The sequence below is a fragment of the Anaerosacchariphilus polymeriproducens genome, assembly GCF_003363435.1.
In the GTDB taxonomy this organism is placed as follows: domain Bacteria; phylum Bacillota; class Clostridia; order Lachnospirales; family Lachnospiraceae; genus Anaerosacchariphilus; species Anaerosacchariphilus polymeriproducens.
The window spans coordinates 24,957-38,779 of record NZ_QRCT01000032.1; the positions used below are offsets into that span (position 1 = coordinate 24,957).

Genomic DNA, 13,823 nt, shown 5'->3' on the forward strand with positions numbered 1-13,823 from the left:
GAAGCCATGCAGGAGAAGTTTGGTGACAAAGAAATTTAGAAAGAAAATAAAGTACAATAACAGAATTAAGTATAATTGTATGTTTTATGTTTAAATCCAAATATGGAGTAATATAATGGCAAATACTAGATTACCATAAAATAATGTTATGTTAATTATAGTTAATAATTACGAAATACATTTAACATATATGTAATATTTTACCAATGTAAGAAAAATAGATGTTACATTGTAACATTTTCCAACGTTATTAAGAGTAAAATTTTGCTATTATTACGGTGACATTTATTGAAAGTTTGCACTATAATGAGTTTGTTACTTGATAATAAAAATTTTAAAGAAAGGAATATGTTAATGAAAAATTTTAAGAAATTATTAACAACATTTTTAGCACTTGCTTTAGTACTGACCGTTATGGATGTAACAAGCATTGTGTCTAGTGCAAAAACTTCGACATCATGGAATTCAAATGATAGTTCCTTTAAAAATCTCGAAATCATGTCATCCAGCAGTGAAAACTTATCATCTGTTGGGGCTTCTTATAGTGGAATGTCGAATTACGGAAAAAGTGAAACAATCACCAGCACCATCGTAGTAGATTCTGGTAAAACTTATGATGGCAAAGGTATTACCATCATAGCCAGTGGAATGGGTGACGGCAGCCAGGCTGAGAATCAAGAGCCAATTTTTAAATTAAAAGAGGGAGCTACTTTGAAAAATGTTATTATCGCTTCCCCTGGATGTGACGGTGTGCATGTTTACGGTAATAATACCGTTGATAATGTAACTTGGGAAGATGTTGGAGAAGACGCATTAACAGTAAAAGGTAGTTCTTCTGCGGATGCTGGAACAATTAATATTTCCAATTGTACAGCAAGTGCAGCAACCGATAAACTATTCCAATGCAACGCTCCATGTAAAGTATACTTCAGTAATATTAAAGCAAATGATATTGGAAAATTTGTAAGGCAAAACGGCGGAACGTCTTATAAATGTGAGTGGTACATAAATAATTGCACAATTGATAAAGTAAAAGATTCTATCGCAAGAACTGATAGTAAATCTACAAAATGCTATTATAAAAACCTTACCGTAACGAACTGTACTACTTGGTGGAAATTCCCTTCCAGTTCTCAGGTAAGTACTTACTAAAAATGAATTAGAAATAAGAAAATGATGATTGGATACACAACCCAAGCAGTACATTATAACTGCTGGGTTGTGTATCTTTTTAGTTCCTTTAGGGATCTAAATATGTGAAAAGCCCTCTTTCGAAGGCTTCCTCAACATGCAAAAAACTTAATTGAATTATTCATGTAATACGATTGCTTGGAAAATCTTTTTATAATTTTAAAGAAATATGACAATCCTTCTTGGGATAATTATAGCGTAGGCAAAAAAAGAAGAAATAGTGAGATATAAAAAATAACCTTACCGATTTTCACACCCATGTTCACACATGAGTGTTGAGGCATTCATCAAATGGAAAAATAACTATTTCCGTTTAACTATCTGCTCACGCAAATCGGTAAGGTTTATTTGTTTTTCTTATTCTTGTTCAAGAGCAAGTGTTCTTGTTGTGATATCACAAACTTCTGCTGGTCCGTAGTATTGGATAGCACCTGGATACACATAACTTGTTTCAACTGCCCATTCTTCTCTGTTTGCTTCAAAGAATTTAAATGGTTTTCCATCAAGTTCTACAAGAGCTTTTCTAATAACAGGCTTATCTTCGCCATGTCTTCTTTCCATGTTCATCATCTTAGTGATAGGCAATCCACCAGCAACCCATTCGCTTGCAGGCTTAGAAAGGTTAGATATTTTAGATAAATAACCAGTGTAACCATATTGAATCAACATAAATGCGTTGTATCCTAATGAGTAGCAATAATCTGAATCGAAGTTTGATGGGAAAGCACATCTTCCTTCATATCCAAAGAAATGATGAAGGGCATTGAATTTACCATTGTATGTGCCGTTTTTCTTACGTTCAGCTAATTTGTCTGCAACAAGTGCGGAGAATAATTTTTCTGACTCGATAAGAGAAACTTGTACATTACCATGTGGATCTCTTTCAAGGAATAACTGTTGTTGAATTCCTTGTGGAAGAATTGCAAATACAGTCATAGATTCTTTTGAAAGTCCTTGTTCAATAAATGTATATTTTTCTGCCCATGTATTAAGTGCATTGAAATCATCTGCTTTACTTCCTGCGAGTAATTCATTGATTTCACCGATTAAAGTCGAGAATTCTGGAACGAATTCAACAACACCTTCTGGAATGATTGCAACTCCAAAGTTCATGCCTTTCGCTGATCTCTTTTCAACAGAATCAGCAATATAATCCGCAAGTTGAGAAAGAGACATTTTTTTAGCTGCTACTTCTTCAGAGATCAAACAGATATTTGGTTGTGTTTCAAGAGCACATTCTAAAGCAACATGAGAAGCTGAACGCCCCATAACTTTGATAAAATGCCAATATTTCTTAGCTGAATTTGCATCTCTTTCAATGTTTCCGATTAATTCACTATAAGTTTTAGCTGCTGTATCAAAACCGAAAGAACATTCAATTTCTTCATTCTTAAGGTCACCGTCAATTGTCTTAGGGCAACCGATAACTTGAACACCTGTGTTATGAGCTGCAAAATACTCAGCTAAAATAGCTGCATTTGTATTAGAATCATCTCCACCAATGATAACAATTGCTGTAATGCCATGTTTTTTGCAAACTTCAGCCGCAATTGCGAATTGTTCATTTGATTCAAGTTTTGTTCTACCAGAACCGATGATATCAAATCCACCAGTATTTCTGAACTCATTAATATATTCATCATCGAATACTAATACATCATCTTCAATAAGACCACTTGGGCCGTTTTTAAAACCATAAAGAACATTCTCTTTGTTTGTAGCCTTTAATGCATCATATAAACCACAAATAACATTGTGTCCACCTGGTGCTTGACCTCCTGAAAGGATAACTCCTACAACTTGTTTTTTTGACTCAGATGTGTTCTGACCTTTTTCAAATGTAATTTCATTCTTACCATAGGTGTTAGGAAAGAGAGCCTTAATCTTGTCCTGATCAGCTACACTCTGTGTTTCTTGTCCTTCTTTAACGCCGATTTCTGCGATACCATTTCTAAGCATTCCTGGAAGTTTAGGAGTATACGCATATCTAGCTTGTTGTAACGGTGAATATTTCATCATTTATCTCCTTTTTACTTTTAATTTTTATCTACTATAAAGATTTTAAGGCATTTTATACTAATTGTAAACTATAAAAAGCAATAATTGTCTTTTTTTTCTATCCTAAACTTAAAATAAATCAATTAATCCATATCAGTCATTAACGGTTTTGAAACTGTAAACGTTGATACCTAATCCAACTGGAACACTGCCGATGCAATGCCTCCTTTCTTATTATTACTTGCTTTGTGTTCCAGATATATCTTGCTGTTACCATTTCAGGTTTAATGGTAAATCAATAATTGTACAATTAAATTTTAGAAATTTTTTATTCTAATGTTTTTAATAAAATGATTTTTCCTATTGACGCGACATATTATTTATGCCAATATGAAGTCAGCTTCATGCGAAGTTTGTTTCACATCCAAAGGAGGGGGTAAATTGAAAAACAATGTCAGAAAATTACGGACAGAAGCAAATATGACACAGGTAGAATTGGCTAAATTAGTTAATGTTTCATCAAGAACAATTATATCCATTGAAAATGAGAAATATAATCCATCTCTTATACTTGCATATCGTATAGCAGAGATATTTAAAGTATCAATGGAAGATTTATACTGTTTAAAAGAAAATATAACATCGGAGAATTAACAAAATGAATGAACAAATTATACTACTTATCTTAATAGTAATAGCAGCATTATCTACAGTGAGCTTCTATTTATGGAGCGCTATATTACAAGTACAAAATAAAAATGATGAACGTTGGACTCTTGTTCTGCTAAAATCCAAAAGTTTTGCAGAGGTTGCCAATGGGTTATTAACTATCTTAGTAGCAATTCTACTATGTATACCATCAATACAAGAAGTACTCGTCCCACTTAAAAGAATATTATTTGCGGGGATACTATTTTTCGGTCTTCGAAATTTATTAGAACTTATTGGACTTATCTATTATGATCGAAAGCTATAAATATAAACTCCATCACAGTGGAACAAAAAATCTAAACCGCTAGTTTTAATATGCTCCTTTATAAATAGACACCGTCACCTCCTCATAATAGCGATTAGGCTACAAATTTATAGTTAAACCTTCATGTGTAAGAGTTCTTTTTTATTATTCTGTGATTATATGAATGGGATTCGCATTCGTTACAAATATCATACTATCGTAAAGTACTGCAGGTGGTTGAAACATTCGGTAACTTGGAGGAATAAGACGCATCAACCAAGAATATCTTTCTCCCAGAGTACCCATGTAGGTATATTGCAAAATCAGTTCCGCTAATTCGGAATCATGCGGAATATCCCTAAAATTCAACCAACAAATTTCTAACCCAGCCATTTTTGCTGTTTTTGCCAGTGGACTATGGGAATAAAATATTTGATTTGTACGTTTACCTAATGAGCTGGAAGGTAGATTACAGTTTGTTTTATAAAAATCAGTACCGATTACATAATAACCATTGTCTGTTTTATTGGAAAGTAGCTTGCCCATGGAATCAAAGCTACCCCATTTAGCCACATGACTGTTATGACCTGAAACAAAGATACGCTCATAGCCAAGCTGTTGCTCTTGCTGTAATATCCACTCCACATTCTCAGCCATAAGTTTATCTCTTAATGTACTGCTATTTGTGCCCACTTGAAGCTCACAGTATTGCAGAAGCATATCTGCGAAGTGTACTGCTTGTGCAGCATTTTTCTTGCCCTCAAGCTCGGTTTTAACCTGTGTTATAATTTCCATTCGGGCAGAGTTGTCATACTCACTGCTCCATTCCTCACCGTCCATGAGTTTTTTCAAGTTCTTGGTATCCACGCCAAGCTCCTTGCAGAATTTCAACAAGAAATGAAAACTGTGAGCATATCTTTGCATATCAAAACCGTAGAAACGCAGATCATCACCTTCCGCAGCATTGTCATTATACTGTCGCATATACGAAATAAGCTTAGCCATTTCATCTGTGCGATATATAGCAAAACCGATAGCTGCTGCAGCCGCTTGAGCTGTTCCTTTGCCACCGTGTATGTAGCGATTTACCTGCTCACAACCGCCGAAGTCTCCTTCCAATGCAAAGGCTCGCATGTTGTATTTGTTTACCATTTGTTTGAATACGTCCAACTTAAGCTGTTGAAATTCTACATTTCCGTGTGTAGCTTCTCCTAAGGCTATTATTCTGGTATTTTCCGGTATTGTAATATCTTCCACCGACTGTGCATATTTGGCAAATTCCTCTGGATTTGCATTTTTTCCTGTACTAAAGCCACCGAAGTGCATAAAAATGAATGCTGCCAAAAGGATTGCTCCTAATAAACTCAAAACGATGTACCGTATTTTAAAGTGTTTTGTTTTCATAACTGATATACCCTCTCGTTTTTGATGTGAATATTCTCTACGCCGAGTTTATTTCACTTCGTGTAATAGTTCTTCAGTAGAGATTTTAAATAATTTTGCAAGTGCAATTAAATTAGAGGTACTGGGGTCAGACATTCCATTCTCCCATTTAGATACTGCTTGTCTGCTTACACCAATTGCCTCTGCAACAAATTCTTGCGTCATATTACATTCTTCTCGATGCTGTTTTAAAACCTTGCCAAGAGATTTTCTGATGCCTGACTTTTCTTTCCTAACATCTTCTGATTTGATATATTTAATGAGTGCTTTTATTACAAATATACCCAAGAGAATAAATATTACTACCACTGCCAGCCCAATAAGAAGAACTATACCAAAGATGACTGTTCCTAAAAAATCAAGTTTCATGCTATCAACTCCTTTCTTGTATTTACTATATCAGTATTTTGCGGTTGCCACCACCAACTATCACGCTATTTTCAGTTGCACTTGGGTTGCAAACATAAAATAGCGTTATTTTTGCCTTAAAAAAACATTTCAATCATTTCTGAGCCCGCATTTTACTTAATACACACTAATTATCTAAAAGCAATAGACTGGTCTGGCACATAAAGGTCCTCTTTGCATGCCCAAAACGCAATCATGGAGCGGCATCCATAAGGATACCACCCCAACTATTGACAAAAAGCCTTTTTTACAACCCATTCTTTTTATCATATACCACTATTTATCACTCTACATAATATGTTATTTGAAAACTATAATTTTTTCATCATCCAGTCTGCATCTGCATATTTTCCATTTGCATATTTCACATTATGAGGAAAACTTCCATATTTCTCAAATCCTAACTGTTTATATAGAGTAATTGCCGCTTTATTATCTGTAATTACTTCAAGTTCGACTTGTTCATACCCAATTTCTTTTGCCAATTCAAGAACCTTCAACATCATTTTTTTTCCAATTCCAATTCCGCAAAATTCCTTATATAAAGCAATTGATATATCACCACGATGAGCATACCTCTTATACGACCCAATTCCCATAAGAGAGCAGTTTCCTATATGCTTTCCGTCAATTGTAGCAACGAGAATTAATTCACGTTCTGCATTTATACTTCTTTTTATAAAATGCTCTTCTTGTTCATGTGTTAAAACAACTTCATCTGATTCTCTAGTCAAAAAAGGTGTTTCACTTGTAGTAATTTTTAAGTATTTAATTAGATCATCGGCATCTGATACCTCTGCATTTCGTAAAATAACATTTCTTCCTAGTTTATCTATAATTGATATAGACTTAAATTTCATAAATATATCTCCTAGATTTTTATTTTTACATTAAATTATGTTTTAAAATGAGTTAATTATATCCGCTTCTGACATGTGGCTCCTAATTTTAAATTTTTTATTTATAATTACTGTAAATAACTTATCTGTACATTCAAATGCCAAATGGCAATAGCAATATATAGTATATATAAAGTATACTATATATTTAAATATACCACTTTTAATTATTATATCAACTAATCGGGGTGTAATTGTTACAGTGCGGAATTTAAGACTAAGTGTGTTGAACTTTATATTTCTGGAAAAATGTATGTTAGTGAAATTGTAACAAAATACAATATTCCAGATTCATCTATTCTTAAAAGATGGATTAAGGGTTATAATGCCAATAGAGTACTTAAGGATTACAATCCTAAGCGGGAGGTCTATATGGCAGAAGCAAGAAGAAAAAAATCGTAGAATACTTTATAAATCATAACCGTAACTATAAGGAAACCGCATCTTTATATGATGTCTCTTATAGCCAAGTTTATAGTTGGGTAAAAAAATATGATGCTAAAGGAGAAGATAGTTTAAAAGATCGTAGAGGTTATCATAAACCTAATGACCAAGTAGATGAATTAGAGCGTTTGAGAAGAGAAAAAGAAACTGTATTTAAGTACTATATTAGACTTTGATATGGCAGGGGTTGTTTATATACCAGGGGCAAAATACCTTTTGACCCAACATCATACTAGGAATTTTCTCCGAAATTCCCTAGTATATAATAGGCACTTCTTACCAAAAAGATTGTTTTACAAAGTTCTACCATATAAGTATCACCCTATTCATTTTAGAATACATGTTAATTCAGTATCAATTATTTCTAAATGTTACACAGAATCAGCTTATTTATAATTTCTGATTACTCCCAAATCCCAGATAAGCTGCTGATATGTAGGGCCGTTTAAGTTGGTGGTACCCTGAATAAGGAAATCTACCCTGTTAATATCATTGATCTCCAACTTTTGGTTATATCCGAAGCGTATAATTTCTCCGTGAGAAACATTAGTTGTCCACTTGGCTGCATTATAGGAAAGGTTTCCGCGATATGCCCATTTTTCAGCAACTTGTGTCCAAGGACCGCCTGCACCTGATGAGGTCCAAAGTTCATAATAACGGCCATCCTTTTGATCTTCCACAATCAAATAATATTTTCCGTCTGCTTTTGACTTATATACATGTGCACCTTCAAAGGTATTGGATATTGCGACTGTAGGTGAGCCCCAGCCTTTCGGGAAATTGGCCAGTTTTGTCTTGCGTACATACAGTTTACCGGATCCGTCACTTGGTGTGTTATACATATAGGCATAGGTATCGTCGCAGATAATATAATAATCCCATCCCATATTTCCTGATATGCCAAAGGATTTTGGTCCGGACCAGGAATTAGGATCTGCTATATTTCTTGTGGTTGCGTAGGCTGCTCCATGTGTTCCGTCCTGGTAAACCAGATACCATAAACCCTGTGGCTCATAATAGAACACTTCAGGTGCGCAAAAATAGCTTTCGCCGATTTTACTTAAATAGGTACGCGAAGCACTTTTTAATCCTGAAATGGTACTGGCAGATGTATAAAGCATCTGCCAGCCGCCGCCTTTATTGGCGCCGGTATAGAATACGTGATATTTACCGCCGTAGTATACGATGCTTGGATCCTTTGCGGCATAATAATCATATGGATATGCTTGTCCATGGTTAATGACAGGTGAATCGACATACCATGTTGGATATGCATTAGCTGCAGCTTTTACTTGAGAACCTGCAACTGGAAATATTAAAACTAGTCCAATTATAAATGCAGAACTTAACCTTATTAATTGTTTCATATATATACTCCTTCCTTTTAGGCAAATATGTACTACATAAAATAAATAGGATGATGCTTATATTGTAGATATTTGATATTTTTTGTCTTAAAACTAAGTATTACAACCAGTTAATTACAAAAAAATTGTTGTCAAAGTCCGATAGTTATATAAGTCAATGAAATAGCCACTAATAACAAGCTTTTGATAATATAAAGCTGCAATTCAACCTTCCATACTGCGAGTTGCTTTCAGTAAAATTTTTATAAAAGCTTACAGTTATCAATTATGTAAATGGTTTATCTTATCATTTTTTATAACTAGATTGGGCTGCTCAACTTAAAATCAACCCTCTCTATGCCATTCTTAGCTGCTTTGCATTCGGTGACACTCCGGGGGGTGATACATTCTATGACTTTCTTTCATGACTATGGGATTCTGATGAGAGCCATCTTTCTTCCCATATTCATTCTTTAAAAGCCAAAGTTTTGTGTAAACTCTAAAAACTGATATAAGATATATTATTAGTTATGCAAGGACAGGACCGCTATTTCTGAGTTCTGTCCTTGTCTGTATTATAACGCTGATTTTTTGTATGTCAATAAAACTGGCTGAGTTTGGCCAGTTTTATTAATAGCCAGTTAGGCATTCTTCAAAATAAATCTCTAGTTGGGAATGGATTACACCCCAGTCTTACCGCTGGCCAGTCCACTTTTTCGTGATGTCCATTGTGGCTAGAAACAGAATTTTCAGCAGGCTGTCATCAATGGGGAATAGAAAACTTCGAAGAAATCAAAAACCTTATTTCTGGGAATGGAATGAACCTTGGATTCTCAGGTGTTGATACGCATACACAATTATATACAGGATCATCAAAATTCGAATTAACAGAAAAATAGAAAAGTCCGCCTTTAGTCCACTGAACCAAAAGTTAATCTGCTCTATATGTTGACAGCATGAACCCACAGCCGTGCTGAAAGGCAAAAAGAAAGGCCCCGATTCCTACCTAAATAGAAACCAGAGCCTTCCGCTCTTGGGATAGCCTAGCACGACTGCCCCCTACTGTAAACATATTGAATTAATTTCACACTAATCATTAACTCTGGTCCAGTGGACTAAAACTTTCTTAATGCTCATAATCATATGGACTCGATACTCTTTTTCTTTTACTGCACTGTTTCCTGGAATTGCAGCTTGCGCCTCCTCTTGTGATGAATACAAACGATGTTCTTTCACTTGAATTCCGCCACCTGTATTAAAACGAATTAGATAGATTCCACCAGAGCATTTCACAATCGTTACTTACCTTACAATTCTATTTGATTCAACAATATATGCCGTATCTCCAACTCTAAAACGAGACATTAAATCATCTCCCTATTAAACAGCTATTTTACTATTATATATCATCCTTGATAAATCACATCATTATGATACTCAATAAATTTTTTATCTGGAATAAACTTATCTGGCAGAATGATTTTTTCATGTTCATATGAATAAAACCAAGACTTTGTATTTTCATCCATTTCTACATCCTTAATCTTAGAAGACATTATCAGTCTATATTCTGAATCTAATGTAATCAATCCCTTGTCAAAAGCTTTATCATGCAATGCATTAAGACTCAAACCATTCCTTGGATTTGTTCTTTCTGCTTTTGAATCGCTAACTGACCAAGGCTTAATATGACTTGCAATTAGCAGTTCTGGTTTTCGAATTCCTGTAATACAACATTGATTGCCATATGCCATAAGCACCGATGTTCTAAAAAAATATTGACCAATCCTTGCCTTTGTTTCTATTTCTCTATATTCACCTGCCGGAATCATTTCAATTCCAAGTTGCGGATTTAAGCTTTCAATTGATACTTTGTTATATTTAGCAAGAATTATCTGTGCCTGATAAGATAATTCTTCCCAGTCATTTGAAAATTCGTCAAATATCTCTTTATCTAACTTACTTCCATTTGCCATTCCTTTAACGTCTCTAGCAATTAATGTCGGATCAAAATGAGCTAAATTCGCCATCTTCAATCCAACAGAACTAGGCGTTCTACCTATCAAATTTGCTAACTCTATTATGTCCTTATTAGTTTTAGCAATTTTTGAAAAGGGCGTTTTACAATATAAATCAAATGCCAAAATAGTTTCTTCTCTCGTCCATTTCTCACGATATTTGATAGCCATAAAACCTCCTTCTCAAAAGCTACGCTAACATGAAATGTTCATTTTGATATATAATTTTATCTGACAAAAACAGATCTTTTGGAATCATTTTATATGTCAAGTTATTCATAACCAACAATGTTAGCATGTTATTTTCTGACAAATCACTATAGCCCATTTTTCTCATAAAATAAGCTACTAAATCTGCATAATCTGAGAGCTCCATTTCTCTTTTGACAACAATTCCTCTTTCATAGCGCCTGTCTTTTGCTCTGATTTCTATAATACGAAGTTCCGAAATAAATTTATCTATAATGGATCTCAATAGATATATATTCCATTCATATTTTATATCTGGTAACATTTCCCACAAATCAAAATTAATTAACGAGATATAATCGTTACTCATATTATTTATTAAAACATTTTCTATTTCTTTTACCGATGTGTTATCAATCTTAAATTCTTCTGTTTTAAGATAAGAATCATCCGTAATTCGAATATACTCTTTTTCTATCTCTCCAAACACCATTCCCGTAGTAACTGGCGACCATTTAAGATGTTCCGCCATATCTTGGTATGTCTTAAACGATAGCAAGATTGGACTTCCAAGCAAATGCAATGCAACATTTCTTACAGATATTTCTTCCATAAGACCTTTTCTCGTTATATGTGGTCTTCTAAAATCATATCTATCAGACAGGAGTTTTTGACACAAATAATACAAATTATTCGAAGACTCAATTCGATTTTTTATCAAAAAGTTTCTTCTAAATCTTTTTACTTCATCAAGTAACATATTGTCACTGCAGTAGCCTTCATTCTTATCCATAATTGTATCAGTTTGTTGCATCAAGTACTCAATATCACTTTCATCAATTTGCATAAGTGCTGTTGAATAATAATAATTGTAATCCCACTGAAATAATTCTTGTTCTGATGCGATAGCAGAGAACAGAACAATGTCAGTCAATCCTAATACCTTTTTCTTAATTTCATTTCTATGTAGAGGAACACCAGCAGCTTCGATACAATTCTTTACCTTAATACTGAGTTTTCCTGATACATATCCGTCTCCGTGTTTTTTCAAATAATCTCTATTGGAAAAATCATAATCATTTGAAAAATAAAGTTTCAATACACCATGTAAAAAGTTGTAATTGTCTATGTTACTCATCATTCTGAGCATACCTTCAAATCTGGTATATAGTTCTGCGTAATAGACTTCTCCTTCTTGTGTTCCATCGATATAATCCTTGATATCATCAAGAACATTTATAGCTATATGTATATTAGCCTCTGCTGTCACCGTGCCTCTTCCAGATAGCACCAAATAGTCTGTCAATCTTGTACTGAATGCTCTATCATTATCTGGAATACCTAAATCACCATATTCCTCCAATGCTAATTTTCTCAAAATTTTCAAATCTGCACTACCATACAACTTTATTCCATCTGGAAATTTATTAGCAACAATTTTTGCACATAAATATCCATATGATTGTCTTCCCTTTACAATAAAATCACCATAAACTCTATATCCTTTTTCCTGAGCTAAATTCAAAAAAGCTCCACCGTCAACATATGTAAAATTTGAAGTTTGCATTAGTGTTTCAAGTTCTTCTAAATTATCATATAGATTGATGCCATCACCTATAAAATCTATTGCTAAATCTAATATTTTATCGTAAGTTGATTTTTCTTCATCTAACTTCCAAACAAAAACATCTGCAAAACTTAAATATTCTAATGACTTACAATTTTTACACCAATGAATTAGTACTTTATCAAAATTATCATTATCATATATGTCGAGTAATTCCTGTGTACTAACGTAATTCTTTGGATTCATAAAGAACTCCACAATTGGATTCATAAATGGGTCTATCTTTAAATTAAATTTACTAATTTTCTGACGAATACGTTCTCTTGTAACACCATATTCATCTCCAAGTTCTTGGAGTGTAAATCCTTCTTCTTTCTTTACATCAATAATCAGATCATCTTCCTTTTCATACTCGCAAAGTATTCCTTCAAAAATCTCTATCAAAGATTTTTTCAGTAAATCTTCTATTCCTCTAAACTTTTCAATGTTTCGAATTCCGACAATCTGTTGCAACGTGTTTACAGAAATGTTCTGTAAATCACTAATTCTCATAAATCCACGACTAGATAATTCCTTTATCTGTTTACTTTTTATTCCAAGTCCCACTAAGAAATCTAAATTCAAGTCTAAAAGTTGCTCATTTATATACCCATACAATGTTGTAGATTGGACGTTTTCATAATCACTGATATTTTCTTCCACCAATTCTCCTGCACAGTATGAATCAAATACTTTAATAATATCTTCTATTTTGCCGGTTCCAATTCTTTGAACATGCATCAAGGACATAAAATCAAATCCAGCAAAATCGCTCATATAAGTGATTCCATTTTTTTTGCAATATTCAACAAACAATTTATACTTATTTGCTGAGTATACACTACTTACCCTGGTTTCCTCTTGAATCCTCTCCTTATCCTCATCCGCAACAACTTCTGTTAACAGGTGTACATCTGTTATCTCTTTTTCAACAAATACACTAAGACCATGAATATCCTTAACCTCTTTCTTGTTCAAAAAAGACTTAAGTTCTGATAGTTTGAAAATTCCGTTTCTACGCAATACATTTTTTGTTCTCATACTAAAAGAAGGTATATTAATTACTTCTAAATCTTTTTCTGTTGCACTCGTTATTTCCGATTTCGATTCTTCAACCAATTCTTCTTCGTTGTCTTTGGAATCACTAACTAATATTTCATCATTATCTACGTCTGTTATATCATTCTCGCAAACTTCTGTCTCAGATTTATCGGATTCCATTTGGGTATAAAGTTCATTCTTATTACTTGGAGTTAGACAATATGGACATACCGGAAACATTTCCTCAGCATAATTCTCTCCACATTCTTTACACTGCAAAATGAT

At 33.6% G+C, this 13,823-nt stretch carries 14 protein-coding genes; 6 read left to right on the top strand and 8 right to left on the bottom strand.

Annotation, left to right across the window (positions count from 1 at the left end; genetic code table 11):
* Positions 1–354: 354 nt before the first annotated feature.
* Positions 355–1,152 carry a pectate lyase gene (locus tag DWV06_RS10615; RefSeq protein ID WP_205027760.1) on the top strand — a complete coding sequence of 266 codons (798 nt, stop codon included), beginning with the start codon at positions 355–357 and terminating at the stop codon, positions 1,150–1,152.
* 396 nt (positions 1,153–1,548) lie between these two features.
* Here the strand turns inward: DWV06_RS10615 and DWV06_RS10620 are convergent, their stop codons facing one another.
* Positions 1,549–3,207 (bottom strand): diphosphate--fructose-6-phosphate 1-phosphotransferase, encoded by a 1,659-nt coding sequence (locus DWV06_RS10620; protein ID WP_115482168.1) that lies wholly within the window; start codon positions 3,205–3,207, stop codon positions 1,549–1,551.
* A gap of 423 nt (positions 3,208–3,630) precedes the next feature.
* On the opposite strand from DWV06_RS10620, the gene DWV06_RS10625 reads away from it, so the two are divergent.
* The gene (locus DWV06_RS10625; protein ID WP_115482169.1) at positions 3,631–3,843 is read left to right on the top strand and encodes a helix-turn-helix transcriptional regulator; all 213 of its coding nucleotides are present in this window, start codon (positions 3,631–3,633) and stop codon (positions 3,841–3,843) included.
* A 4-nt stretch (positions 3,844–3,847) separates the two neighbouring features.
* Complete coding sequence (locus tag DWV06_RS10630; RefSeq protein ID WP_115482170.1) at positions 3,848–4,165, top strand: hypothetical protein; 318 nt, start codon at positions 3,848–3,850, stop codon at positions 4,163–4,165.
* A 144-nt stretch (positions 4,166–4,309) separates the two neighbouring features.
* Here the strand turns inward: DWV06_RS10630 and DWV06_RS10635 are convergent, their stop codons facing one another.
* From DWV06_RS10635 to DWV06_RS10645, 3 genes are all read right to left on the bottom strand, one after another.
* Positions 4,310–5,548, bottom strand: coding sequence for an erythromycin esterase family protein (locus tag DWV06_RS10635; protein ID WP_235828941.1), 1,239 nt, complete (start codon positions 5,546–5,548; stop codon positions 4,310–4,312).
* Between the two features lie 48 nt (positions 5,549–5,596).
* On the bottom strand, positions 5,597–5,956 hold the full coding sequence (locus DWV06_RS10640; protein ID WP_115482172.1) for a helix-turn-helix domain-containing protein: 360 nt from the start codon (positions 5,954–5,956) through the stop codon (positions 5,597–5,599).
* Between the two features lie 350 nt (positions 5,957–6,306).
* Positions 6,307–6,855, bottom strand: coding sequence for a GNAT family N-acetyltransferase (locus tag DWV06_RS10645; RefSeq protein WP_115482173.1), 549 nt, complete (start codon positions 6,853–6,855; stop codon positions 6,307–6,309).
* A 288-nt stretch (positions 6,856–7,143) separates the two neighbouring features.
* Between DWV06_RS10645 and DWV06_RS19020 the strand changes: the two genes are divergently transcribed.
* Positions 7,144–7,296 carry a hypothetical protein gene (locus tag DWV06_RS19020; RefSeq protein WP_155522627.1) on the top strand — a complete coding sequence of 51 codons (153 nt, stop codon included), beginning with the start codon at positions 7,144–7,146 and terminating at the stop codon, positions 7,294–7,296.
* Between the two features lie 8 nt (positions 7,297–7,304).
* Positions 7,305–7,514: a helix-turn-helix domain-containing protein gene (locus tag DWV06_RS19025; RefSeq protein ID WP_235828943.1), complete on the top strand. Its 210-nt coding sequence runs from the start codon at positions 7,305–7,307 to the stop codon at positions 7,512–7,514.
* A 210-nt stretch (positions 7,515–7,724) separates the two neighbouring features.
* Here the strand turns inward: DWV06_RS19025 and DWV06_RS10655 are convergent, their stop codons facing one another.
* A complete protein-coding gene (locus DWV06_RS10655; protein WP_115482174.1) occupies positions 7,725–8,705 on the bottom strand; it encodes a non-reducing end alpha-L-arabinofuranosidase family hydrolase in 981 nt (326 codons plus the stop codon).
* 707 nt (positions 8,706–9,412) lie between these two features.
* On the opposite strand from DWV06_RS10655, the gene DWV06_RS18375 reads away from it, so the two are divergent.
* Complete coding sequence (locus DWV06_RS18375; RefSeq protein ID WP_155522628.1) at positions 9,413–9,583, top strand: hypothetical protein; 171 nt, start codon at positions 9,413–9,415, stop codon at positions 9,581–9,583.
* 190 nt (positions 9,584–9,773) lie between these two features.
* Here DWV06_RS18375 and DWV06_RS18690 read toward each other — a convergent pair whose 3' ends face one another.
* The 3 genes from DWV06_RS18690 to DWV06_RS10670 all read right to left on the bottom strand — a co-directional run bounded on the left by DWV06_RS18690 (position 9,774) and on the right by DWV06_RS10670 (position 13,817).
* Positions 9,774–9,977 (bottom strand): hypothetical protein, encoded by a 204-nt coding sequence (locus DWV06_RS18690; RefSeq protein WP_205027761.1) that lies wholly within the window; start codon positions 9,975–9,977, stop codon positions 9,774–9,776.
* Positions 9,978–10,090: 113 nt separating this feature from the next.
* Positions 10,091–10,873 carry an HNH endonuclease gene (locus DWV06_RS10665; protein WP_115482175.1) on the bottom strand — a complete coding sequence of 261 codons (783 nt, stop codon included), beginning with the start codon at positions 10,871–10,873 and terminating at the stop codon, positions 10,091–10,093.
* 19 nt (positions 10,874–10,892) lie between these two features.
* Positions 10,893–13,817, bottom strand: a complete 2,925-nt coding sequence (locus DWV06_RS10670; RefSeq protein ID WP_115482176.1) for a sigma factor-like helix-turn-helix DNA-binding protein — start codon at positions 13,815–13,817, stop codon at positions 10,893–10,895.
* Between the last annotated feature and the right edge of the window lie 6 nt (positions 13,818–13,823).